We start from the raw sequence: 24,718 nt of genomic DNA on the forward strand, positions 1-24,718 counted from the left end.
CTTTCAGAACCCTCCGTCTCATCGAAGATGAGCCACCTCCCTTCGTCTGAAGGGAGGAGTTATGTGTAGGTTTATCAAATTTGATCTATGAAGACAAAAACGTCATCTCCATTGATGCGGTTGCTCAAATGTTAGTTCTCTGAATGACAGGGGGTTTATCCCGGGCGTAGCCCCTGCCGGCCGGTAGGCGGGGGAGAGATCCCCGGCTTTGCGGTCATACAGATCAACCTGCCACTGAATTTTCCCCAAAAAGCATTTTTTTATTGGAACAACCCCGGATTTTCGCTAAGTTTGCCCTTGTTTTTAATAAATCTAAATAAAAGATTCTGACATGCGATCATATTTACACATTCTGGGGCTGTGCTTACTGACAGTTTCAGGTCTTTATGCCCAGCAGACCGGGGGAGTCCGGGGGGAAGTAATTACCGCAGACGGCAATGCTGCCGAGGGAGTAAATATTCATCTCCGGGAAACAAGCCGGGGTACCGTGGCCAATGGTCAGGGAGTGTATACCATAAACGGGATTACTCCCGGAACGTATACCCTGGTGGTTTCGTATATGGGCTTTAATACCGTAGAAAGACAGGTGAACATAACTGCCGGGGAGGTGACCCGTGTGCCGCAGATCAGGTTGCAGGAGAGCACGGAAGAACTGGAAGGGGTAACCATGACGGGAGCGGCAAGGATATTTGCCGAAAAAAAGACAGATATGGTAGCCCGTATGCCACTGGATAATCTCGAAAATCCGCAGGTGTACAGTGTGGTGCCCAAAGAATTATTGGCCGAACAGATGGCCGTCGATTTCCGGGGTGCCTTATTGTCTTCTCCGGGAGTGACCAATGTGATGCTGGGTGTGGGATCTGGAGGAACGGGGCTGTCTATGCGTTTGCGCGGATTTTCCGGGGCCGATGGTGCAGGAGCCATCCGCAACGGGATGGCCACCAATTTCGTGTCGCTTTCCGACCCGGTAAACCTGGAGCGGCTGGAAGTGATCAAAGGCCCTTCTGCCACACTGTTCGGTTCCACACTTACCGCATACGGGGGGCTGGTGAACAGGGTTACCAAGAAACCTTTTGAATACGAACAGGGAGAAATAGGGATTACCGCCGGGGCTTACGGGCTGGGCAGGGTAACGCTGGACTACAATACACCGCTCAATGAAGATAATACCGTACAGTTCCGGATCAATACTGCCGTGCAACGGGAAAAATCGTTCCAGGACCAGGGGATAAACCGCACCTTTATGGTAGCACCTGCCCTGAAATACCTGCTCAGTGAAAAACTGACCATAAACGTGGATATGGAATATTTTCAGTCGGAGCGGAACTCTACCTATGTGGGGCTTGCAAACAATACTGTTATTTCCAGCTTTGATGAACTGGACTGGGATTTCAAGCGGTCGTATGCTTCCAACGATATTACGAGCTCGGCCAAGGTGTTGAACGTATTTGCGAATGCGGAATACAAGATAGACCCGAACTGGACATCCGATACGAGAGTGTCGTATTCCAATACGGATAACGATGCCAATTATCTCTTCCTTATGATAGGGGCAGGGACGGGAGATCTCGAGGGGCAGAAAACCATTACAAGGCGGTTGATGAACCTCCCCAGCAATTTTAATACGACCCAGTTTCAGCAGAATTTTACGGGAATACACCGGTGGGGAGATACGGAGAACAAGATACTGGTGGGGATAGATTATACACAGTTGAATACGACAGATTCCCGTACCCAGTTGGGGGATTATGACCGGTATGCCTTTGCAGCGGCAGGTAATGACCCGGAAGATTTTGTTCCCATCGTGGTCAACGGGCAGGCGGGTGCCCTGAACAGGGACACCTATGTAGCCGGACTGGCAGGGTTAAACAGGGCTGCAAACCACAGGGATACCCAGACGTTCAGTGCATATCTCTCCGATGTGGTTACATTTTTCGACCGTCTGAACCTTATGGCCGGGGTAAGGGTAGACCGTTTTTACGACCGGGCCAATGATTATCTGCAAACGGCCTGGTCTCCGAAATTCGGGGCGGTATACCAGGTAGTGCCCGACCAGGTTTCCGTTTTCGGAAACTACCAGAACGGGTTTAAGAACGTGGCTCCGGGCATGAATGTCGACAATATCCGGCAGGTGTTCAAGCCGGAACATGCCAACCAGCTTGAAGGAGGGGTGAAGTTTGAGCTTCTCGACGGAAAAGTTAACGGAACAGTGAGTTATTACAATATTCAGGTCGATGATAAGGTGCGTTACGTGCACCAGGGAGATGCCACCTATCTGGCCGTACAGGACGGGACCCAGAAAAGTGAAGGTGTAGAATTCGACCTTATCGCGAATCCTTTGCCGGGGCTGCATCTTATCGTGGGATACGGGTATAACGACAGCCGTTATACCAAGGTAGATGAGAATAATCCGGAACTTAAAGGAAAGAGGCCTCAGGGAGTACCTTATAATTCAGCCAATTACTGGATGAGTTACAAGATCCCTTACGGGAAATTCCAGGGACTTGGTGTCGGTTTCGGAGGAAATTACTCCGATGACTACTATTTCGATGATATGAATACGGTTAATGTGCCCGGATTCCATACGGTCGATGCCACGGTGTTTTTCGAACAGCCCAAATTCAGGATAGGGCTGAAGATGAACAACCTGGGCAATGAGGAGTACTGGACTACTGCCTCATGGGCTATCCCGCAGCAGACACGGACATTCCTGGCCAACCTGACCTTTAAGTTTTAAGGATGTAATTTATACGGAATAAAATTGCTCATGAGATCTTACACCATGAGCAATTTTTGTTGTTTATCAAGATTGATGATTATGAGAGCGTATTTCAGTTTGCTTCCGGCCTTGGTTTTCTGTTTCGGTACCTTTGCGCAGCAGCCTGTGGTTATCGGGCACTCGTACGGGATTACTTCGGAAATACTGGGAGAGGAGCGTGAAATAGAGGTACAGTTGCCCGAAAACTACGATAATTCCCGGTTTGCAAAAACGGGGTACCCCGTACTCTACGTGCTGGACGGGGAGTTTAATTTTTCCTTTACTGCGGCCCTGGAGCGGTTTAATACGAAATTCCTCTACCGCCCGTATCCCGAAATGATTGTTATAGGGATTAAAAATACCGACCGTACCCGCGATTTTACGCCTACGAATGTGCCGGTAACCGGCAGGCACGGGAGAGCGCGTTTCGGGACCAGCGGAGGGGCTGATGATTTTATACGCTTTCTGGAAGAGGAGCTCAAACCGTTTGTGAATTCGGAATTCAGGACCGATGGCTACGATATACTGCTGGGGCACTCTTTCGGCGGACTTTTTACGGTGTATACCCTTCTGGAACATCCGGAGCTGTTCGATAGCTATATTGCCCTCGACCCCAGTCTCTGGTGGGATGACAGACTGGTATACCGCAAAGCCGAAGATCTCTGGAAGACAACCGATTTCGGAAAGAAGGGACTTTTTGTGGCCTTGGCCTATGAGGCGCCTGAAAATGCAAAAGACAGGTTTAAACACGGAAAAACAATACGGGATTTCTGTGAGCATATCCTTATGAGCAATCCCGGGAATAACCTCCGGACAAACTGGAAATACTATCCGGAACACGATCACGGACTGGTGCCGATACCGGCTACAATGGATGCCCTGAGTTTTCTTTTCGAAGGAACGCAGCTACCGGTTAAGGAAGTTCCCCTGCATCCCGGACTGGTAGCGGAAACCTATGGGAAGATGTCCCGGAAACTCGGTCATGAGCTCAAACCGGATGAGTCATTGCTGTATGAGCTGATAAAATATGTGAAGAGCACAGGCAAGACGGAAAGTGCCCGTGAATTATTGAACTATGCCCGGAACACCTATCCCGGCAGTGCGCAACTGAAAACACTGAATGTCGATTAGGAAATGAACCGAAAAAGCAAGGTCCCGGCAAAGAAGAAAGGGAAAAAGAAAAAGAGCCTGTTTAACCGCGTTGTGGCCTGGCTGCATCTGTGGCCCAGTATCGTATCTGGTATTGTACTGGTTTTTGTCTGCCTTACCGGGACGGTCATCGTATACTGTGACGAGATCATGGACCTTACGGCCGGAAAGGCCAGATATGTAGAGGAGACCGCTGGGCGAAGGGTATCTGTCGCGGTGATAAACCGCAAGCTGGAGGAGGCCTGCCCCGGTTTTATGGTTTCGGAGTATGTGTTTTTCAAAAACCCGGAACGGAGTATCCGGTTAAGGGCTTTCAGTCCGGAAGAACGCTCATTGGCCATGGTGTATATGAACCCTTATACGGGAGAGGTGATCAAAAGGGACAACACGATCTATTTCTTCTTCGTAACGGCGCATCTCCACGCTTCCTTGCTGGCCGGGGAAGCAGGGCACTGGATCGTGACCATCGCCACCATAATCTTTGTGATAAGCACGATTACCGGCCTGGTACTGTGGTGGCCGAAAAAATGGACAAAAACCACACGGCAGGCCAGTTTTACCGTAAAGTGGAAGGCCCGGTTCAAACGCCTTAATTACGACCTTCACAACGTATTCGGATTTTATTCTCTTATATTGTGCCTGGTGCTGGGTATTACCGGACTGATTATCTTTTTCCCCTCGCTGGCCAGTCTGACGATCAGGGCGACAGGAGGGGAAATCACACATTTGACCGAAGTATTGCCCAAAGCGGATTCTACCAGGACGGGAAAAGATATGGTCGATTTTGCCTATGACGTTCTGGAAAACGAATACCCGGACAAGGAAATGGTAAGTATCTGGAATTACGATCAGCAAAAACTCGGGGCCTATGTGTTTACTTCCGGAAAGGTAGGGCTCAAGAGTATAGAAAATGCAGATCTCACCATCTACGACCGCTATACCGGTGAGAAAATAGAAGTGGCCCCGGAGTATATCAGGCACGAGGCAACCGAAAATATCGTATGGCAGCTTCACATGGGGCAGTGGTGGGGACAGTTCGGTAAACTGTCTACCTTCCTGACCGGGATTATCGCAACAACCCTGCCGGTAACAGGCTTTATCATATGGTGGGGGAGAAGAAGGAAGAAGGGGAAAAAGTAGTTACTGAGTTACTAAGTTATTGGGTTATTGGGTGTTGCCTGATTAACTGAATAACCTATTAACCTGACTGTCAAATAGTGATCAGGATTAACAACTTCCGGCTACTCATCTGCCCATTAAAGTCATTCCCTCGCCTGGTGAGATCTGAGGTGCTCCGGCACTTGCCCCTGTGTGTGCTCACCGGGCATATTCTGTGATGTCGTTATGACATTTTATACTTCAACAGACATTTTTTTTACGGTTTCTTTCAGATTAAACACACATAATGAGTTTTTTTGCGAAGCATATCCCTCTCGTATTGTCATTTGGTTATCATGCTGATACCTTCTTATTGAGATGTAAAAATTACCTTAGCTTATCTCAATTCCGGGGATGAAGTTTGTTGGGGAGCGGGAATAATATAAGTGCTTCCGGAAAACAACATGCATGCAGGTCCTGTTCCGGAGTTGGGGATCAATATTATTTAATCAGATAAATCGAATATGGAATAGTACAATATACGATATGAATAAAAGGCGATAATGAGCCTTTTTGATGATGTTGTGCTTTGGCTGTTTTGTCTCTTGATGTTTCCCCCTTTGTGAATTTTGCTGTGTCCACCCCCTTGATGACAACAGGAAAATGATCAGACACGGAAAGAGATAAGTCAAAGTTCATAAACCAAATAACCTGTATACATCATTATGAGCTTAATGGAGAAAATTAATGCCACAGTATTTGCCTGTTGCAATAATATAGCTGCTGATGTCAGCTATGCCGGTCCGGAAAGGGAAGCGGCAGCTGTAAAAAATCAGAAAACACCTTCAATGTCCTTTGTTCCGGAAAATCTTACCTGGATACTTTATCTGGAGGAACGAAAGTTTGAATTTATCGGAAATACAGCGACCTTTCAGCACCTGGAAAATATTTCCTTCCTTTATTTTATCAAGCTTGTTCCCGAATATTTTCTGAACAGTTACCTCCGGTCCGTAGCGGCTTTTATTTCTCTTTACACCCAACGGCCATACTTTGCCGGAAAAGATATGCACTTGCGGATACTGCTTTCCATGAGGCTGCGGAAGGAGGAGGAGTATTATGTGAAACAAACCATCTTTCCCGTAATGAGATCCGGAAAACTCCGCGCCCTGCAATTTGTGAATATCCCCGTGAAACATTATGAGTCCGACGACTATAAGATCGAGCTCCTGAATTCGGGGGCCATCGATCACCTGAAGACCTCGTACATCAGAAAAAAAATAACCCCTGAAGGTTTTTTTTCCGAGGAGCAGGTACAGGTCGCCGTATTGATAAGACAGGGGTTTACCTCGGGAGAGATAGCAGCAGCGTTAGGCAAAACCAAAGCAGCGGTATATAAACTGAACCGCAGAATACTCGAAAAGATATCCAATTGTTTTGAAATAGAGTTCTGTAATGTTCATGAAGCAGTCAGCTTTTTTGCGAACTGTTTTGAAATATCGTGATCCCTGCTATCTGTAAGGGAAGCCCCGGGCAGTACGGAAAATTGCCTGTCAGGGCTATGGGCTTCCGGCCCGGCAGTGGTTTAGTTTATAAAAGGGAATTTGTAAAAACAACGAAACTTCTCAATCATGGTGAAAATAGATGAGATCCTTAAGAGATTCAAAATGTTCTTCAACCTCAGGACGGATATTGAACTGGCCGTCTTTCTCGGCGTAAAACCTAATACCATAGCTACCTGGAAAGCCAGGAACAGTATGGATTTTCAACGTGTCCTGGAGACCTGCGAAGTGCATGATGTTGATTTGAATGCGTTGTTCAGGGGCGATAGCGGGGGAAGGATTAACGGCGAAGTCCCGTTAATCCCCCGTTGCTGTCAGTATTCTTATGTCGCCGGGCTTCAGGATGCCGGTTTTATAAAAAGAATGCCCAGGAAAAAATTGTCATTTCCCGTGGAAAAAAAGTTAAGGGCTTTCCAGGTGGAAGATGATTTTATGTCGATGAGCACCGGAAATGCCTATGTGGTAGGGAAGTATATAGAAGATGCGGACGACCTCTGCTTCGGTGAGATGTATGTTATGGTCAATGCTGTTCACGGTGTTTTTATAGGCAGGATAGAACCTGCAAAAGATACGGCAGGTGTTGTATATGTACTCAATGAGGATCGCCAGGGAGACCGGTGCAAGGTAAAAATGTTCCTGGAAGAGGTGATGGAAATATGGAAGGTGACCCATATGGTCTTTGACGGATTACCGGAGAAGAGCAGTGATGAAAGGATTTTTCATGGAATGAAGAAAGTAACCCCTTGAAATAAACGCGTAAAACAAGTTTGACATGGATCATGACATAACACCCGGGGAGGCGGAAACAGTCTCCCGGGACCGGGAAATGCTGGAACAGTATATACAGCATTATTCAGGAAAGATATACGGTTTTATATTGTTTAAGATAAAAGACAGGGAGTATGCCGATGATATCTTCCAGGATACCGTGGTCAGGATGGTGAGGGCCTTCAGGGATGGCAATTACAGGGAAACGGGCAGGTTTGACGCCTGGGGTATACAGATTGCCAGAAACCTGATCACGGACCACATTCGCAAACAGGCCCGGAATAAGACGACAGATTGTTTTGAAAGTGTGGAAACGTCCGCCCTGGCGGATGACAGGGATGCCGGAGAGTGGCAATCATTGGAAGAAGAACGGAAAATGATTGTGGACAGACTCGTAAAAGGGCTCTCTCCCGAACAACGGGAGGTACTCACGATGCGGATCTATGAAGGGCTTAGCTTTAAGGAGATCTCCGTGAAGCAACAGGTAAGTGTTAATACGGCTTTGGGCAGAATGCGTTATGCATTGATTAATTTGCGGAAAATGGCCGCCGAGTACGGAGACATGGCATGGGCTAATCTGTAAACGGGAGCTTGTCCGGAAGATGTCAATACGACATTTTTCCGGGTTGACATTGCTTATGCGACATTTTTTTGTGACATAAACACATGTTGTGTGTTTTTTTTGAATTTATACACGCGCTATGTCATTTTGTTATCATACCGATACCTTTTGATTAATATCTGAAATTTACCTTCGCCTGTGTTTGCCCGTGATAACCAATAGGATAAAGTAATAATGATACCCCTGAGAAGAACACAGCACCCTGTATCCGGCTTCATATGCAGTACCCCGGCTTCGACAGTTTTGGGAGAACCTTGGTCCTGTTCTCCCGCGAACTTTACAATTCCACGTCACAATTAAATCCGATAACAACCTTTTGATATGAATTATGAGTATAGTAAAAGAAATTGATGCAACAGTGTTTTCGTATTACCGGAACAGATCCGGAAACGATTTTCCCGAGAATGGACAGCAGCCCCCTCCGTCTCCCTTTATTCCTGAAAACCTGACATGGATACTGTACCTCGAAGACCGGAGATTCGAATTTCTGGGGACGACTTCCATTTTTAATCACCTGGAGCGTATCACCTTTGTAAATTTTGTGAGGCTCGTTCCACCCTATTTTGTGAACAGTTACCTGAAGGGAATAGGGTCTTTTCTGGCCCTCTATATGGACCGGGAGTGTAATCCGGAGAAAAATATGCAACTGCAGATGCTTATCCCCATGAAACTGGACGGGGGCGATTATTATTATGTAAAGCAGACCGTTTTTCCGAAAAAAAAGAACAGGCGGCTTTATGCCCTTCAGCTGGTAAATATCCCTATCAAGAAGTATGAAAAGGATTTTTATAAACTGGAGGTGCTGACTTCGGGTATGCCTGACCATCTGAAAACATCGTACATCAAGCGCAGGATGGCCATCCATAACTTGTTTTCCAGGGAACAGGTACGTACCATTAGCTTGATACAGGAGGGACTGACATCGGGAGAAATTGCGGAGAAGCTGAACAAGACCAAGGCGGCAGCATATAAACTGAACCGGCGTATTCTTGAAAAAATATCGGATTGTTTCGAAATTGAGTTCGACAATGTGTACCAGGCTGTTAATTTTTATATGCACTGTTATGAAATACGCTGAATGGCCGGGATGCAGGTAAGGGTCTGCAGAAAATATTGAACAATCCATATTATACTGATACCTTTCCGAAAGTGTCATATTGATATATTTGTACCGGTGATGAAGGGATACCCCATTTGTTGATTAAGAGCAAAGCTCCTTTGTCACGTTAAAAAAACCAGGTAACAAAAGCAGGGAATAGCAGCGTATACGATTTGCCGTAAATGGTTGGTTAAGGCGGATCGTTCGCAAGTATCCGGACGCGGTTTAGATTCCTGTTTCCCGTAGGTATGCCGTACGGCGGTGTACCCGTTCTTTTGTCTGGTGTATAATCTCCCCTTAAATGGTTTGGCGTATTAAAGCCCGACCGTAAACTCTGTTATAAATTAAGAAAACTGTCTTTATGTGCAATTACCGCATAAACGGGCAAACGGGCTTGTTTTTCCGGTGGTTGTGGCAGAAAAGGTGTTGCGTATTGCCTAACTAAACCGAAACATTAGATATGGCTGTGAAAGTTGAAAATGTTCTGAGAAAGATCAAGGATTTCCTGAGTCTCAAGACTGATATTGAACTTGCGGTCCTGCTGGGGGTAAAACCGAATACTATTGCCACGTGGAAATCCAGGAACAGCATGGACTATCAGCGGGTGATCGATATCTGCAGGGAGTACAGGATCGATATCAATGAGTTGTTCCTCAATACCGATTTCGAGAGAAAATACTACGAAGATATTGTGGTGATCCCCAAGGAATACCAGTATTCCTATGTGTCCGGATTGTATGAGAAAGATTTTATAAGGCGGATGCCCCGGGGAAACCTGGTAGCTCCGCTAAGAAGGAAGATCAGGGCTTTCGAGGTAGAAGATGGTTCCATGGTTTCCGTATATCGCGGTAGTTCTTATGTGGTAGGTGAATATGTTCCTGACCTGGATCAGACCGGTACCGATAAGATCTATGTACTGGTCAATGCTGCTCATGGCATTTTTGTAGGGAAAGTGGAAGCCGATGAAGATTTTTTCGATACGGTTTACCTGATCAATGAAGAGCGTCCGGAAAGAGAATGTAAGGTGAGGATGTTGCGCCGGGAAATTATTGAGATATGGCAGGTAACCCACGTGGTTTTCGGAGAAATGACCCAGGGCTATATTCCGGGGATACTGAGACAGAACGGGGTCCGGGTACAGAATGGCTGACCTTTTCAGAGGATTAGGCGTTTTGCCGAAATATTGATAGCTGATGGCCAGCTGTAAACAGTGAATGTTTAATACCGAAACCAATCTGTTGGGAAACTGCGGTTTCCCTTAAGTTGAACAGGATTGCTGAGGTAAAACCGTAAATGTTAAATGAGAACCATCATGAGTAACCGAGAATCTGATGTCATGACCGGTACCGGATTGAAAGGACAAGAGCGTAGGGCGCTGGAAAATTTCATAGATCGCAATTACGCAAAGATATACCGTTTCATATTGTTCAAGGTCAGGGACGGTGAACTTGCCGATGATATTTTTCAGGATACCATATTCAGGGTCATTCAGGCTTTTAAGAAAGGAAATTATAAGGAAGAAGGAAGGTTTGATGCCTGGAGTATACAGATCGCAAAAAACCTTATCGTCGATCACGTCCGGAAGGAAGAGCGGATGAAAGTCGTCGATCATTATGATATTGCGGAAACAGCGCTGGGCCTGGCAGATGACCATGATTCTGAAATAGACCGGAAACTGGTGGCGGAGCATAAGAAAAATCTTGTGAACAGCCTTGTGAAAGAACTCCCGCAGGAACAACGGGATGTACTTGTCATGAGGATATACGAGGGGATGAGTTTCAAGGAGATCTCCACGGCGCAGTGTATAAGTATAAATACCGCTCTCGGGCGGATGAGATACGCTCTTATCAACCTTAAAAAACTCGTACGGGAAAAAGGAATTGTCGCAATAAATCTGTAATAAATTAAAGAGAAATATGCCGCATATTGAGGAAGAAGATCTTCTTGCCCTGCACGGGCAGATAGAAAGGGAACAGCAGACCAATATCAGGTTACTCGACCAGATCCACGCAAAGAACAAGGAGTATGACCGGAGTGTACAGAGCAGGAATATGGCCTGGGTGATATCGGGGATCATTATAGTGGGAAGTATGGTTTCGATATGGTACCAGGCAAGGGAGCTGGAGCATATGGAACACTCCTTCAGATCCTGTCACAGCCGTAATTCCGATCTGTTGCAGCAATACAGCGGGATGGTGGCCACAGCGGACTCCCTGGAAAAAATAAATGCCCTTTTCCTGGGCAGGATCGCAGAAGATCAGGTGGTATACACGGTACAGGTTGCCGCCCTGGAGAAACAAAAGCTCCCCTTGCGTTCAGGGAATATCAATTATATCAGCGGCCCGGGCGTAAAAGGACTGACCACATTTTCCATAGGAGTGTACTACTCGCTTGAAGAAGCGCAGATACTCAGGAATGCCCTGGTAAAAATGGGGTTCGGGGATGCTTTTATTGCCTCGTATAAGAACAGGGTTCGCGTGAGGATCGAAAGTGCGGGATAGCATTGTGAAGCCGGGCAGATAATATATCAAACAGTTTATAAGTTTTTATATGGGGATATTCGGGTTTTTTACGGAGGATGTAGCTATCGACCTCGGTACGGCCAACTTGCTTATCATGCACCGGAACAAGGTAGTGGTAGACGGGCCATCTGTTATAGCCATAAACAGGCAGACGGGAAAAGTAATAGCTATTGGGAGGGAAGCCGGCATAATGATGGGAAAAACTCATGATAACATAAAAATAATACGCCCTTTAAAGGACGGGGTCATAGCTGATTTTGACGCTTCGGAAAAGATGATCAATGCTTATGTGAAAACCATTCCCGCCCTGAAAAAAAGAGTATTTGCCCCGGCCCTGCGAATGGCGGTATGTATTCCTTCCGGCATTACCGAAGTGGAAATGCGTGCCGTACGGGAATCTGCCGAAAGGGCCAATGCCCGGGAGGTCTATATGGTTCAGGAACCCCTGGCTGCTGCTATAGGAATGGGGATCGGGATCATGGAATCCAGGGGTAGCCTCGTGGTGGATATAGGGGGAGGGACTACCGAAGTGGCCGTGATATCCCTGGGAGGGATCGTATGCGACAAATCTGTTAAAATTGCCGGGGATGTCCTTACGGATGATATCATTCAGTATGTCAGGGAAGAGCACAACCTTTTTCTCGGGGAAGTAACCGCAGAAAAAATAAAAATGACCATAGGGGCGGCGACGGAACACCTGGAGCACCCTCCCGACCCTATGGATGTCCAGGGGCGCGACCTGCTCAGCGGGAAGCCCAAACAGATCAGGATGTCACATACGGAAATAGCCAGGGCACTCGATAAATCGCTACAGCGCATAGAAGCGGCAGTGATGGAAGTATTGTCGGCAACGCCCCCCGAACTCTCGGCGGATATTTATAACACCGGCATTCACCTGGCCGGAGGGGGAGCATTGTTAAAGGGACTCGATAAGAGGCTGACACAAAGAACCGATCTCCCGGTTTGTGTAGCCCAGAACCCACTCAGGGCGATAGTGGAAGGGACCAATACCGTTTTGAAGGAATATACCAAATACCGGAACATGATGTTTACCTGACCTGCCCGGGGAGTTCCGGAAAATACCCGCGGAAATCTTTATCGCGGTCTATAGTGTGTTCGTTGTACTCCAGGGTCCACCCCATCGAACTGGTCAGGATATAGAACTTGTAAAGCTCGGAGATAAGCCGGTTTCCGGCATTTTCCATAAGCGGGGAATTCTTTATTTTGTCTTGCAGGGAGCGCTCAATGCGCCTTTTGATCCTGTTGTGATCATCAGCTTCAAAACGGTTGAAATATCCCTGCTGCACATCGTAGTATTCGATATCAGGGCTGATGTGCAGTTCGGGTTCGGGAATGGAGGTAATACGCAGTGTTTTACCGGTTTCGTCAATTTCAGTACGTATTTTGCTCAGGTCGTAGGATACCTGTGCCGTAGCATTGACCACTACCAGGGCCCTTTTCTTTTCCGAAAGAAAATCGAGGTAAAATTTTTTGGAGTCTTCATAGGTGAACACCTGGGAATAACTCCCTTCGGTAACAATGAGTTTCCCTACATTCCTTATCTGCTCCTGTATCACAGCTGTTTGCCGCAACAACCCCTGCTGCTCCTGCCCGCGATAGTGATAATACTGCCATATACAGACTACAAGCAGTAAGATAACAAGACTGATAAGCAATGGCTTTCGCATATTCGGAGTTTTTTTTGCGGTATCTGAAAACGCAATACCGGATATCAATACATAAAAATACGATTAATTTTTCAGGGGAGCCTGCCGGAAGAATATCAGTATAAAAAAAGGCAATACACGTTATATGTACTGCCTTTTAAAAATGTGCTCACGACTGGAGTCGAACCAGCACGTCCATTAGGACACCACCCCCTCAAGATGGCGTGTCTACCAATTCCACCACGTGAGCCTGCACAAAAGTCAGAATGTTCTTTGTTATAAGACCGGTTAACAACCTTATAAAAAGATCTTCTTCCGTTTAAAAAACAAGGGACTTCAATCCCTTTCCGGAAGGAGCGGTGCAAATGTAAATGGTTTTTAATTATTATAAAAAGAAAAAGGAAACTTTTTTCGGAAGGCCCGGCGTAGCCTTGTTGTCTGAATAAGCAGGCGGCATATTATATCCATAATATACCGCCGGCAGGGTCTTCCTAACTACCCTAAATAAACTTTAAAAACAGGTGTCGCAATGAAGTGAACACCTGTTTTATTTTTTCAGTCCATCCTTGTATTACCTGTTGGAGGGTGCTTCCGGAAAGGATGCGATCCAGGCTTCTACAAAAGCATTAAAGTCGAGCTGGTAAGGAACCGGGCCACCATTCCCCCCTGTTGTTTCTATTAGTTCCCGGGCAGTAAGCTCCTTTGTATTGGCATGTTCTAAATACATAATATGTGATTTACAATGAATAATGATTTGTTCTGTATAAACAGAATTGCTAAAGTAACCGGGCTTTCCGGAACAGTAAATAACGGATTTAAAAGTGTGCGCCTCCACTTGGTATCCGGTTATCCTTATTTCATATCCGTGGTATGAAATTTTTCCCTTATAAAGATGAGCGATTATGGCAGGGCAGGCTCTTTATAACGGTTTGTTGATAATGGAATAAAATTGATAAATTTGTTTTCCGCCATCAGAACGATAAGATATGATAAAGACGGTTATTATTGAAGATGAACCTGCAATCCGTAAAGAGATAGAATGGTTGCTTGGTAAGCAGCCGGACCTGGAGTTGGTGGGGACTGCCGGAAGTGTGTTACAGGGAGTGTCGGTGATCAGGGATAAGAAGCCGAACCTGCTTTTAATGGATATTCAGCTGACGGACGGGACTGCCTTCGACCTCCTGAAGCGGATCGGGGATACCGGTCTGCAGGTGATTTTTATTACTGCATATAACGACCATGCGATAAAAGCGATCAAATTCGGAGCGTTGGATTACCTGCTTAAACCGCTTGATGAGAATGAATTGCAGTCGGCCCTTGACCGGGTGTACGCGGGCTTCCGGAAACCGGTAGCGGGCGTGGAAGTGCGACAGCAATTACAGGTGGCGGAAGAGCAGATGTATCGTAAACCGGAGGAAACCGCTCCTGTGGCTTCCCTGGAAGACCAGATCGTATTGCACACTATGGAATACCTTCAGTTACTGCAGATCAAAGATATTGTGTACTGCAAAAGTGAAGGCAGTTATACGACCTTTGTACTGCACGACAAAAGAGAGATCATGGTATCCCGTCCTTTGAAGTACTACGACGACCTGTTGCCCGAAAAATGGTTTATACGTCCGCATCAATCCTATCTTCTCAATTTGCTGTTTGTTGACAGGTATGTTAAGGCAGGCTATATTTATCTCAAGGATCATAGCCAGATACCGGTATCGGTACGTAAGAAAGATTATGTTTTGCAACGGCTGACCCAACAGAGAACCTTATGAAGGGAAGTTGTATATTGCTGATCGTATTCACGCTGTGCGGATGTAATACGGAACCGGATACGGGACAGCTGCAACAAGGGTATGGGATCTCCCATATGAAGGAAGCAGAAAAAGAGGCCCTGCAACTCGATACTCCCGAACAACAGGTCGCTTACTGGAAGGAAAAAATGACCGTTGGCCCGTTTTTAAATGATACCTTGTTACAGTCCAGGGTCTATTACCGCCTGGCCGGGATTTATTACACCAGGAATAAGCTTGATTCGGCCAGATGGTATATGCGCAAGGGCTGGTCGTTGATCGAAAACCGGAGTGGAGCAGATGATATGCGCGTGCTTTTTAATTTTGGAGAAGGCAATATAGCCACCTATGAAAAGAATATGCACCAGGCCAATTACTATTACAGCCGGGCTGCTGCCATACTGAAGCACGCCGGTTCCCGCAGGCTGGAGCTGACCCCTTTTCAACAGGCAGCTATTTATCTCGCCGTAGCCCAGTCTGATGCAGGGGTTTATCAGTATGAACAGGCCATCTTGCATAATCATGAGGCGTTGAGGTTGTTAAAGTCGGATACCGTAATCAATGTGCGATTGCTTTTAAGGGCGTACGACCAGCTGGCAGTCGATTTTCTCAGATTAACTGAAAAACAGACGGATTCTGCACGGGTCTATATAGAACGCATGGATTCATTGACCGGAAAATATCCCGGTGAAGTAATCTCCCCGAGGTTCCTGTTCGACCGCAAAGCCTTGTATTATGCCGATATCGGCAAACTGGATTCTTCGATAAGCTATCACCGCGCCATTCTTAAGATGGACAGTACCGCAATTTCTGAAGGAGAGACCTCCCCGGTGGTATATGGAAACCTGTTTAAAGACCTTGTTAACCTGTCTGATCGTTTCGTGGAAAAAAAACAGCTGGACAGTGCCCTGTATTATCTGAATAAAAGTGATCAATTCCTGGAAGAATACGATGCATACCTTTCTGGCAATGACCGTATTTTATACCGGGAAAATCTGGCTAACTACTTTTTTGCTTCCGGGCAATACGACCGGGCCAATAATGAATTCCGGAACGTGCTGGAGGAAGCGAGACAAGTGTACGAAAATAAATATTTGCAGGCCACCGCAGAAATAGCAGCTATTAATGAGCTTCAGGTCAAGGAAAAATCTATTATCGAACTCAACCGGCAGGTAGTACTCAAAGAAGGGCAGCTGGCGGAAAACCGCTTGTTGCTGATCATTACAACCCTCTCTGCCCTGCTGGCATTTACGATCATTATCCTGCTCTACGGGGGAAGGAAACAGCGCAGGCTTCAGGCTGAAGCCGAACGTACAAGATTGCAGAAAAATTCTGCCGAACTGGAACAACGGTTGCTGAGGGCACAGATGGAACCTCACTTTATTTTCAATACGCTTGCTTCGCTTCAAAGTTATATCCGACTGGACGACAAGGAGAAAGCATTGAAATACCTCAGGCAGTTCAGCGGACTGCTGCGCAATAGCCTGGAGCTGTCGAGGCAGAGTTTTGTTCCGCTGGCCGATGAACTGCAAACACTATCGTATTATCTCAAACTGCAACAAATGCGATATGAAGAGGAATTTGACTTCCGTATTGATCACCGCTCTATTGAAGAGGATGAGCTTTATTGCTGGCTGATCCCTCCCATGTTGATACAACCTTTTGTGGAAAATGCCATAATACATGGCCAGGATAATACCAAAGAGGAGAGAGCTATTGATATCGTGATCTCGAGAGGTGCCAATGATACTTATATAACGGCAACCATAACAGATAACGGCCCCGGTATTTACGCTACTATGGGCGGGAAGAAAGGAGGGGAGAAAAAGAAGTCGCTTTCTACGGAAATCAGCCGTGAACGCTTAAAAATGCTGGAATACGAAAAGAACGAAGTGTTTGATATTTCGGTAACCGACCGCAGTACCCTGCCCGGAAATCAGTGCGGAACAGTCGTAAAGCTGCATATCCCGGTAATATCGGCATAGCATCAGTTCAAAAAAAAGCCCGTTTGAACGGGCTTTGGGTTACAAAACAGGAAAAACTACTGTCCTGCAATCGGGCCGGAATAACTTCCGGTTACCGAACCGCTTTGTCCACTAAAGCTATACGCTATATCTATGTTATTGCCGTCTTTGGACAAGGTCAGGCTGCCTTCATTAAAATCCTCGTAAATATCATCGCCCAGATAAACCGTCATATCACCAAAGTTCATTTCCGGATCGTAGTCAGGGTCAAAAACATCTTTATAAGTGTAATTTCCTCCTAAGTCGTCATATGCGGCCTCTCTGAAAAGAAATATGATTTGGTTGTCGGGATCGAAGGAATTCAAACTTATTACGGTGTTGTTCACGGCAAGCTGGTAGGTAGCACTTTCGGTAGGGTGATTTTCTCCCTGAAAGGTAAATGAGTTCCCGGCCCCGTCACCGCCGTTATCAGTGTTGTCGTCGTCCTTGCTACAGGAAAGCAAAACTGCAAAGAGCATTAATGCGCTTACGGTTTTCAATATAATAGGTGTTGTTTTCATAAAAAATATGTTTAAAAGTTTATTGGTTTATTGTTTGGGAAGCTCAATCCTGAAGATTATAATATTTTGCTATGGCGTTGTAATTGTTAATATCTACACCGGCCTGCTCAAGCTCCCGGTAAACGGATTCTTTAGCATCGCCACCGTTATTATTGGATATCCGGTTTTCATCACCATCCGTTGCCGCATTACCTTCGATTACCACAACCCTGAAAGGAATTCCCGGGAAAGTGGGACTGTCATTATCGGCATAATGCATACGAAGCGTTACTCCCCCGGTCGCTATTCCGTATGAAAAATTAACGGTTTTTCCGGTTTCATTATAAGATATAGGCAATGCCGACCAGGGTTGTCCCCAGAAGAACCCGCCGTATACCATGACGACGCCATTGTCAATAATATCTCGCGTGATTTCCGGAATATCCAGGTTGGCCACTGCGTAATTCGTTCCGAACAGGGTGGTCCTTGTCCACGTAATCTGAGAGAATCTGAAAGTACGGCTGACTACATTGGCATTGCCGTCCTGCCCCGGTTCGCCCTGTATGCCCTGCTCGCCGTTTATCCCGTCAATGCCATCTTTTCCGTCCTCGGGGGAACAGGCCGTCAATATTGCTAAAAATGCAATCATTAAAAAATTAAGATTTGTTTTCATCTGTTGATTTTTTTAATGGTCGGATGTAAGCTACCGAAACCATATTTATTGAACTTGTTTAAACTTTTTCAATGGACTGAAAAATTGTCATTGTACACCACAGCCGTTGTTCGGTTTCAATCCGTAGATGGGGTTGTTCACCACCAGCTCGTCCCAGGGCGTGAAGTTGTTGAAATTGCCGGTGGTTGTCATTGCACGGGGGGGCGATCAGGGTTGAATGTATTCATAAGATAGTGCTCCGGGTGTTTCCATTTGGGTATTGGTAATGTTTGCCGTTTTTAAAAACCCGTTTGGATCATAGCGGTTCACCGAATTTATTTCGAGGTCATCTGCCTGACATTCAATAAAAGGGCGGGAGGTTAAATTGTTGCTTATAAATGTTTTAAGATAGAGTCTCCATCCGGTGATCAGTGTGTGAAGCGCGACGGGATTTGCATTGGATAGGGAACCGCGTTTATCCGGATCATAAGTAAAATTGTAAATTTCTTCTTCTTCGTGGGCAAAATAGAGCACGGAAAACTTGATGACATCGCCGTGTTCGTTCAGATAAACTTTGCAGTGATCGTCCCCTTCATCAAACTCATACAGGTTTTCAGCGGGATGGTACCGAACCGGAAATTCAATGTCATCATATACGTAAGAAGTCAGGGTTCCGTCTATATCATAATGAAAGAAAAACGTATTAACACCCCCTCCGATTAGGTAAATAGCGTGAATCTGACCGTCATTATTGTATTCGTACTGTACCCCCAGAAAATAAGCTTCCTCAAATTCCTGTCGGATTTCATGTATGGTTCCGTCCGGATTATAATTGATCAAAACATAATCCGAGCCGTCCGGCTTTGTGATTTTGCCGAGAAATTGGTTTTCAGCGGTAATCTGGGTGCCGGGATTGTCGTCGTCGTTGCTGCAGGAAAACTGGAAAAGCGCGAACAGGCAAAGGATTAAAATTTTTGTTTTCATTTTTTTGGTTTTTAATGTGGTTCATAATTGAATTCTTCAATTCATAGTCCCTGAAATTCTGATAATGAATACAAAAATTTAATTGTACAAGTCCGGGTTTTCTCCTTCTGTTTGATATTCATTTATTTGGGTGAAATTGATGAAATCGGTTTTAATGGCCTGGTTGTTTAATTCATCATAAGGAATATAGAACTGATCGGTTTCATAATTCGCCCAGAACATCAGGTAAGATAGTTTTACACCGGCTTGATTTAGTGTGTTTTTCAATTGTGTAAAATAAGTATCGGTCGCTAAATTGAGTTCACCGGTTTCCGCCCAGCAATAGGGTTTGTTTTTGTTTGCCGCAATGTTTTTCAGAATTATCAAATGGTTTTTTAACGTATTCCAGTCCGTTCCGTGTCCGTCATTGTTGCCATAATAACCGTCGAACCCTAAAATATCCACCACATCGTCGCCGGGATACCGGGCCAGGTAAGTGGCTTCATTTTGGAAATATCCGGGCGCGTAACAGGTTAGCATATTGTTCAAACCGTTTTGCCTCATATATTCCACCGTAAACCGGAAAAGCGATTTATATTCCTCATCCGAACAAGCGGTGTTTCCCCACCAAAACCAATTGTGGTTGGCTTCGTGATAAGGCCTGAAAATAAACGGAACCGGATTATCGTTGTTGTCTTTCAGTTTTTTGAGTTCCGAGATGAGTTTATCCAGGAATTGCAGGTATTGGTTATGCAATTCACCTTCGGGCAATAGTTTTACAACCAGTCCCGGTGTATTCTCCCAGGAGTTTCCATTGTTGTCCAAACGGTAAGGGTGCATATTAAAAGTGTTTATACCGCCGCGGTAGTATGCTTTTCTGGCTTCTTCGATTGTGGTGTCAAATGAGACGTAATCATAAGTTTCATTTTGATTTTCGGGCCGGGGCGAAAATTCCCACCCGTATAGCGCCGGAAACTTATTGGTGATTTCCTTAAAATCACTGTGGTCCGGCATCTGCCATAGTCGCCAGCCAACGCCGGCAATGCTTGTTGCCTGATGCCCGATCAGCGTATTTCCGTTGTCGGCATTTGCTTTCATATTGGTCAGTAAGCTTATCGCGGAATCACTTAAAGTCCCGTCGCCGGGTTGTTCCGCAACCGGCGGGTCTTCATTTTCAGGAGGTGAAGCGGAATCGTCGTCTGAACCGCATGAACTGCAGAAGATAGTTAATCCGAATAAAAACGGGATTAATACTAATTTACAAATGGATTTCATTGTAAAATGGGTTTAAGAATGTATTCAAATTAAAAAAGGTATGCGGTATGGACTTTGCCGGGCTGCATTTCATCCACAAAGGTTTCGAGAACCATAGTGGGTTCGTTTGAGCCTTTCCAGTTGTTGATAACAGCACCGAAGGTGTTTTCGCCATCGCTTTTCCAGGCAGGGTTTCCTCCGATAAAATAATATCCCCAATAAGCCGATGGGCCGCAGGCGCCGTCATGTTTCCATATGTGTTCATTGTTGTAATCAAAATAAAGGTAAACTTCCGTATCAGTTGTGCCGCAGAAAGTTTCTGTTTTTGTGTAATGCCAAATTTTTGTGTCATTGCTTCCCGGTGGCTTGTAAAACACCGGTGCATTAGCTGTTTTGTCGGATTGTGCATGCGTAATGCTGGATTCGGTCCCTTCTGTTGAATAATCCGTTAACATCACGTCGTCATTGTTTTTGTCAAAACTAAAATTCAGGATCACGCCTTCGTTGTATTCAAATTCCAAGGTTTCTTTCGTCAGCGACGTGACTTCCATTCCCCTGTGCACACCCAAGCCATCAACATTCGCCATAATACTGCCATTGTCTTCTGTAAAATAAAGTACATAGCACCGCATGCTGCTGGTTTCAAATACCACATAATAATCCAATAAATCTGTGGGAATTACTTCAGTTGAAGAATTGTCATCATCATTGTTTCCGTTGTCATCGTCAGTGCTGCAGGAAAACTGGAAAAGCGCGAACAGACAAAGGGTTAAAATTTTTGTTTTCATTTTTTTGGCTTTGGTTAAACAAATAAATTTTTACTCTGCAGGAATAAACTGCCATCGGTATCCATCTTCGTCCTCGTCCGGGCCAAACCAGGGTTCGTCATCGCTGAATCCCGTGTTTTTGGAATACATGGCATCACCTCCCATTTGTATGTTTTTGATGATAAAATTTTCTCCATCTTGCAGTATGGTAAAATTGCTGTAGCTGTCATTTCCGGAGATTATGGCATTCCCGTTATCGGGTACATGATACGGTCTCAGGTAAAACCCCGAAGCAATATGCCGAATGGTATAGGAAATAACCTCTTTGCCGTTTTTGCCTTTGGCAGCATATTTTTTTACAGCCCATTTTTGCATACCGCTTTTATGGAAAGGCTTCAGGCGCGTATTGCTGTTCACTCCGGCATCGACAGGCGCGAGTGCACGACCGGTTGCAATATTTGTGATGAAGTAGTCGCCTTCCTCCGGCCAGGACTGTGAATAAGCTGTAATGGTGCATGTCAATCCCAATATCAGTACCGCTACCATCCCTGACAAGGTAAATTCAGATAGTTTTTTCATGGTTTTGAGTTTTGAAATTAGTTTTTCAAAATTGTTGCTCTATCCCGTCAAAAAAAACTGAAAATAGATGAACAACCGTTTAAATAGACGAATGTGTTTTTAAGAAAAAAGAGCTATATTTGATTAAATCCCAAGCGGATATGCAAGAACTCAGATGTGTTATAACCGATGACGAGGAAGTTGACCGATTGATGGTAACGTCCTTTGTCAAGCGGTTTCCGATCCTGGATTTGAAAGGTGTATTTGAAAAAGCCGGGGATACGCTGGCCTATTTGGAAACCCATCCCGTAGACGTATTATTCCTCGACATCGATATGCCGGGCGAAAACGGATTGGAGCTTCGCAAAAAAGCACAGCAGATTCCTGTTTGTATCTTTATTACCGCGCATCCGGAATATGCGGTGGACAGTTTTCAATTGGATACCCTGGACTTTATTGTCAAGCCGTTGAAATTCGAGAGATTCGCATCCGCAATTGAGCGGATTGAAAAGTATATGGGGATCTATAAAAAGGCATCTTTATATGAAGCGTCTTTGGGTGGCGATGTCATCTATATCAAGGAAGGCCATGACCAGGTAAAGGTTCAGTTGCACGAAATCCTGTACCTGGAGGCTTTAAAAGATTACACACTGTTGATAACACCTAAAAAACGGCATTGTGTGGCGTCTAATTTGGGCACACTTCTCAATACAGAGCATTTCGCTTCGTTTGTACGTGTCCACAGAAGTTTTGCGGTGCAGAAACAGCGTGTCAGCAAAGTATCGGCCCATGAGGTGGAAATGGATAATGCGGCATCGGTACCTATCGGCAGGAGTTTTAAGGAGAATTTGACGTTTTTGCTTTAATGTATAGATGATGAGAAAGAGGTGCCTGATCATTTTGTTGTTATTCTGCTCCCGGATATTTGGGCAAATTGACCATCAATATATCGACTCCTTAAAAACGGTTCTTAAGACTACCACAGACGACTCTACAAAGGCCAGGGCCTATCGCTTATTGGAAAACTCAACCCGTGCCATAAACTCCGAAACTTCCATCAAATATCTGGATTCAGGCTTGGTGATCATAAAAAAACTCAACTGGATCAATGGCTTTGCTATTTATTACAACGATATGGGTGCCAATTATCATGACAGGAGCATATTTGACAAGGCCCTGGAATATTATCATAAATCACTTGAATATTCCGAAGATCTTCCCGCGGCAAGAGTATCAACCTTTGGAAATTTGGCAACGCTGTATCACCACCAGAATAACGATTCGCTGGCACTGATCTACAACGAAAAAATGGGAGAAATTGCCCGAGAGGAGGATTATCAATATGAATTGGGGAATTATTACAACTACGCTGCTTTTATTGAAAAGGATACTTTAAAGAAAAAGCAATTATTTCAAAAGAGCATTGAGATATATGAACAACTGGACGTACCCCTTAGCTTGGCAACCGGTTACATGAACCTTGGGGACATTACCCTTGACCATAGAGAAAAATTGACAAACTACTACCAGGCAAAAACCATTTTTGACAGTATCAATCCAAGTTACGTCACTGCTACTTCCAACGATATCGCTTTGGGGGAAGAATACCTTTTGTTAGCACAAAATGACAGTGTCAGAAGAAATGCTGATATCACAGAAACGAAAGAAGCACTTTTGGATCAGGCAGAAGCATTCATCAGGAAAGGCATTGACACCAGTAAATCGTATAATTACGTTCAGAATCTGATGTTTGGTTACGGAAAACTTTACGAAATAAAAAAAGAAAAAAACGAGTTTGAAGAGGCGCTGAAATATGCTGAGTTGAATTATACTATGTATGACTCGCTCTATTCTCAGGAAAACAAAAACAAACTTGCCAGACTGGAATCACAAAAAGAAATCGAACTCCGCGACAAAGAGATAGAGGTCAGCAAATTAATACTTAATTCCCGAAAAAAGCAGCAAATGTATCTGTTGGGAGGTATGGTGTTGTTTGCCACCATTGGAGGGCTGCTTTTTTATCAGAACAGGGCGCGACAAAAAAACAACCGGAAATTACAACTTCTCAACCAGGAGCTCGACCAGGCCAATAAAATAAAAACGCGCTTTTTCAGTATCCTGAACCACGATTTGCGAAGCCCGGTGGCCAACCTGATCCATTTTTTACATTTGCAAAAAGACCACCAGAATCTAATGGATACCGATACCAAAAAACGTTTGGAAACCAATACCATAACAGGCGCGGAAAACCTGCTGTCTTCTATGGAAGACATTCTGCTGTGGAGCAAAGGGCAAATGGAAAACTTTAAGCCGGAGCCAAAACCCATAAGTGTAGAAGAGTTGTTCCTTGACCATAAAAAGGTGTTTTCGGGGTATTTGAACGTCCGGTTTGAATACCATAACCCTGAGAATATGCAACTCTTCACCGATGAAAACTACCTGAAAACCATTATGCGCAACCTCACCGGCAATGCCATTAAGGTGATGGGTAATATACAAACGCCGACCATCATCTGGAAAGCATGGCAGGAAAACGGCCAAAAACTTCTGTCGATTACCGACAATGGCAAGGGAGCTGATAAAGACCAGTTTAAGGCCTTATACGATGATCACGAAGTAGTGGGTATCAAAACCGGGTTGGGCCTTCACCTTATCCGCGATCTGGCAAAGGCTATTGATTGTGAGATTACGGTAAGTTCAGAGATGGGCAAAGGCACTGTGTTCACACTTTTATTTAAATAAAAAAGGACAAGTCTGAAAAAGAAAGACTTGTCCCGGGAAGTGAACCCACTGGTACAAAACTCGAACTCTTTTTTGGAAGATTTAAGGCGATTGAACCAACTTAAAGACATTTCATCTCAATACGATTTGTCAGGTAATCAAGGTAAAGAACCTCAGGATTCGACTAGAATTAGGTATCCGTCCGGGCAATTACACCTGGTTACTCTTCTTCGTATTGGGTTGTAAAAGCAATGTCTTTACCTTCAGCTCT

At 45.1% G+C, this 24,718-nt stretch carries 23 protein-coding genes and 1 tRNA gene; 15 read left to right on the top strand and 9 right to left on the bottom strand.

From position 1 onward, the window contains the following. Nucleotides 1-331 precede the first annotated feature (331 nt). The 11 genes from DN748_RS18450 (at nt 332) to DN748_RS18500 (ending at nt 12,632) form a co-directional block, all read left to right on the top strand. Nucleotides 332-2,737 carry a TonB-dependent receptor gene (locus DN748_RS18450; protein ID WP_112373319.1) on the top strand — a complete coding sequence of 802 codons (2,406 nt, stop codon included), beginning with the start codon at nt 332-334 and terminating at the stop codon, nt 2,735-2,737. Nucleotides 2,738-2,818: 81 nt separating this feature from the next. Beyond that, nucleotides 2,819-3,889, top strand: coding sequence for an alpha/beta hydrolase (locus DN748_RS18455; RefSeq protein WP_161554608.1), 1,071 nt, complete (start codon nt 2,819-2,821; stop codon nt 3,887-3,889). Nucleotides 3,890-3,892: 3 nt separating this feature from the next. Beyond that, complete coding sequence (locus DN748_RS18460; protein ID WP_112373321.1) at nt 3,893-5,047, top strand: PepSY-associated TM helix domain-containing protein; 1,155 nt, start codon at nt 3,893-3,895, stop codon at nt 5,045-5,047. Between the two features lie 692 nt (nt 5,048-5,739). Beyond that, the gene (locus DN748_RS18465; protein ID WP_112373322.1) at nt 5,740-6,507 is read left to right on the top strand and encodes a hypothetical protein; all 768 of its coding nucleotides are present in this window, start codon (nt 5,740-5,742) and stop codon (nt 6,505-6,507) included. Nucleotides 6,508-6,633: 126 nt separating this feature from the next. Next, nucleotides 6,634-7,311: a helix-turn-helix domain-containing protein gene (locus DN748_RS18470; RefSeq protein ID WP_112373323.1), complete on the top strand. Its 678-nt coding sequence runs from the start codon at nt 6,634-6,636 to the stop codon at nt 7,309-7,311. A gap of 25 nt (nt 7,312-7,336) precedes the next feature. Further along, nucleotides 7,337-7,915, top strand: coding sequence for an RNA polymerase sigma factor (locus DN748_RS18475; RefSeq protein WP_112373324.1), 579 nt, complete (start codon nt 7,337-7,339; stop codon nt 7,913-7,915). 367 nt (nt 7,916-8,282) lie between these two features. Further along, nucleotides 8,283-9,032, top strand: a complete 750-nt coding sequence (locus DN748_RS18480) for a hypothetical protein (protein WP_112373325.1) — start codon at nt 8,283-8,285, stop codon at nt 9,030-9,032. Nucleotides 9,033-9,513: 481 nt separating this feature from the next. Next, nucleotides 9,514-10,203, top strand: a complete 690-nt coding sequence (locus tag DN748_RS18485) for a helix-turn-helix domain-containing protein (protein WP_112373326.1) — start codon at nt 9,514-9,516, stop codon at nt 10,201-10,203. Between the two features lie 162 nt (nt 10,204-10,365). Beyond that, entirely contained in the window at nt 10,366-10,953 is a 588-nt protein-coding gene (locus DN748_RS18490; RefSeq protein ID WP_161554609.1) for a sigma-70 family RNA polymerase sigma factor, read from the top strand. Between the two features lie 16 nt (nt 10,954-10,969). Continuing rightward, nucleotides 10,970-11,554 (top strand): hypothetical protein, encoded by a 585-nt coding sequence (locus tag DN748_RS18495; protein ID WP_112373328.1) that lies wholly within the window; start codon nt 10,970-10,972, stop codon nt 11,552-11,554. Nucleotides 11,555-11,603: 49 nt separating this feature from the next. Then, nucleotides 11,604-12,632 (top strand): rod shape-determining protein, encoded by a 1,029-nt coding sequence (locus tag DN748_RS18500; protein ID WP_112373329.1) that lies wholly within the window; start codon nt 11,604-11,606, stop codon nt 12,630-12,632. Here DN748_RS18500 and DN748_RS18505 read toward each other — a convergent pair. From DN748_RS18505 to DN748_RS19165, 3 genes are all read right to left on the bottom strand, one after another. Further along, complete coding sequence (locus DN748_RS18505; protein WP_112373340.1) at nt 12,625-13,263, bottom strand: DUF4230 domain-containing protein; 639 nt, start codon at nt 13,261-13,263, stop codon at nt 12,625-12,627. The two genes, DN748_RS18500 and DN748_RS18505, sit on opposite strands and share 8 nt — an antisense overlap. A 145-nt stretch (nt 13,264-13,408) precedes the next feature. After that, nucleotides 13,409-13,492, bottom strand: a tRNA-Leu gene (locus DN748_RS18510). A 321-nt stretch (nt 13,493-13,813) separates the two neighbouring features. Beyond that, nucleotides 13,814-13,969, bottom strand: a complete 156-nt coding sequence (locus DN748_RS19165) for a hypothetical protein (protein WP_161554610.1) — start codon at nt 13,967-13,969, stop codon at nt 13,814-13,816. 259 nt (nt 13,970-14,228) lie between these two features. On the opposite strand from DN748_RS19165, the gene DN748_RS18515 reads away from it, so the two are divergent. Further along, the gene (locus DN748_RS18515; RefSeq protein ID WP_112373330.1) at nt 14,229-15,011 is read left to right on the top strand and encodes a LytR/AlgR family response regulator transcription factor; all 783 of its coding nucleotides are present in this window, start codon (nt 14,229-14,231) and stop codon (nt 15,009-15,011) included. Then, a complete protein-coding gene (locus tag DN748_RS18520; RefSeq protein WP_112373331.1) occupies nt 15,008-17,014 on the top strand; it encodes a histidine kinase in 2,007 nt (668 codons plus the stop codon). The genes DN748_RS18515 and DN748_RS18520 overlap by 4 nt, the downstream gene beginning before the upstream one ends. Nucleotides 17,015-17,070: 56 nt before the next feature. Here the strand turns inward: DN748_RS18520 and DN748_RS18525 are convergent, their stop codons facing one another. The 6 genes from DN748_RS18525 to DN748_RS18550 all read right to left on the bottom strand — a co-directional run bounded on the left by DN748_RS18525 (nt 17,071) and on the right by DN748_RS18550 (nt 21,747). Next, complete coding sequence (locus DN748_RS18525; RefSeq protein WP_146746653.1) at nt 17,071-17,553, bottom strand: hypothetical protein; 483 nt, start codon at nt 17,551-17,553, stop codon at nt 17,071-17,073. 43 nt (nt 17,554-17,596) lie between these two features. Continuing rightward, entirely contained in the window at nt 17,597-18,181 is a 585-nt protein-coding gene (locus DN748_RS18530) for a hypothetical protein (protein WP_112373333.1), read from the bottom strand. 231 nt (nt 18,182-18,412) lie between these two features. Beyond that, entirely contained in the window at nt 18,413-19,168 is a 756-nt protein-coding gene (locus tag DN748_RS18535) for a hypothetical protein (RefSeq protein ID WP_112373334.1), read from the bottom strand. Nucleotides 19,169-19,246: 78 nt separating this feature from the next. Further along, the gene (locus tag DN748_RS18540) at nt 19,247-20,422 is read right to left on the bottom strand and encodes a glycoside hydrolase family 26 protein (RefSeq protein WP_112373335.1); all 1,176 of its coding nucleotides are present in this window, start codon (nt 20,420-20,422) and stop codon (nt 19,247-19,249) included. Nucleotides 20,423-20,451: 29 nt separating this feature from the next. After that, a complete protein-coding gene (locus DN748_RS18545; protein WP_112373336.1) occupies nt 20,452-21,189 on the bottom strand; it encodes a hypothetical protein in 738 nt (245 codons plus the stop codon). A gap of 30 nt (nt 21,190-21,219) precedes the next feature. Further along, on the bottom strand, nt 21,220-21,747 hold the full coding sequence (locus DN748_RS18550) for an RICIN domain-containing protein (RefSeq protein WP_112373337.1): 528 nt from the start codon (nt 21,745-21,747) through the stop codon (nt 21,220-21,222). 140 nt (nt 21,748-21,887) lie between these two features. On the opposite strand from DN748_RS18550, the gene DN748_RS18555 reads away from it, so the two are divergent. Together DN748_RS18555 and DN748_RS18560 are read left to right on the top strand one after the other, a co-directional pair. Next, nucleotides 21,888-22,592 (top strand): LytR/AlgR family response regulator transcription factor, encoded by a 705-nt coding sequence (locus DN748_RS18555; protein ID WP_112373338.1) that lies wholly within the window; start codon nt 21,888-21,890, stop codon nt 22,590-22,592. Between the two features lie 7 nt (nt 22,593-22,599). Next, nucleotides 22,600-24,468, top strand: a complete 1,869-nt coding sequence (locus DN748_RS18560; protein WP_112373339.1) for an ATP-binding protein — start codon at nt 22,600-22,602, stop codon at nt 24,466-24,468. The last annotated feature ends 250 nt before the right edge of the window (nt 24,469-24,718 follow it).

The sequence above is a fragment of the Sinomicrobium soli genome (assembly GCF_003285545.1).
Lineage (GTDB): Bacteria > Bacteroidota > Bacteroidia > Flavobacteriales > Flavobacteriaceae > Sinomicrobium.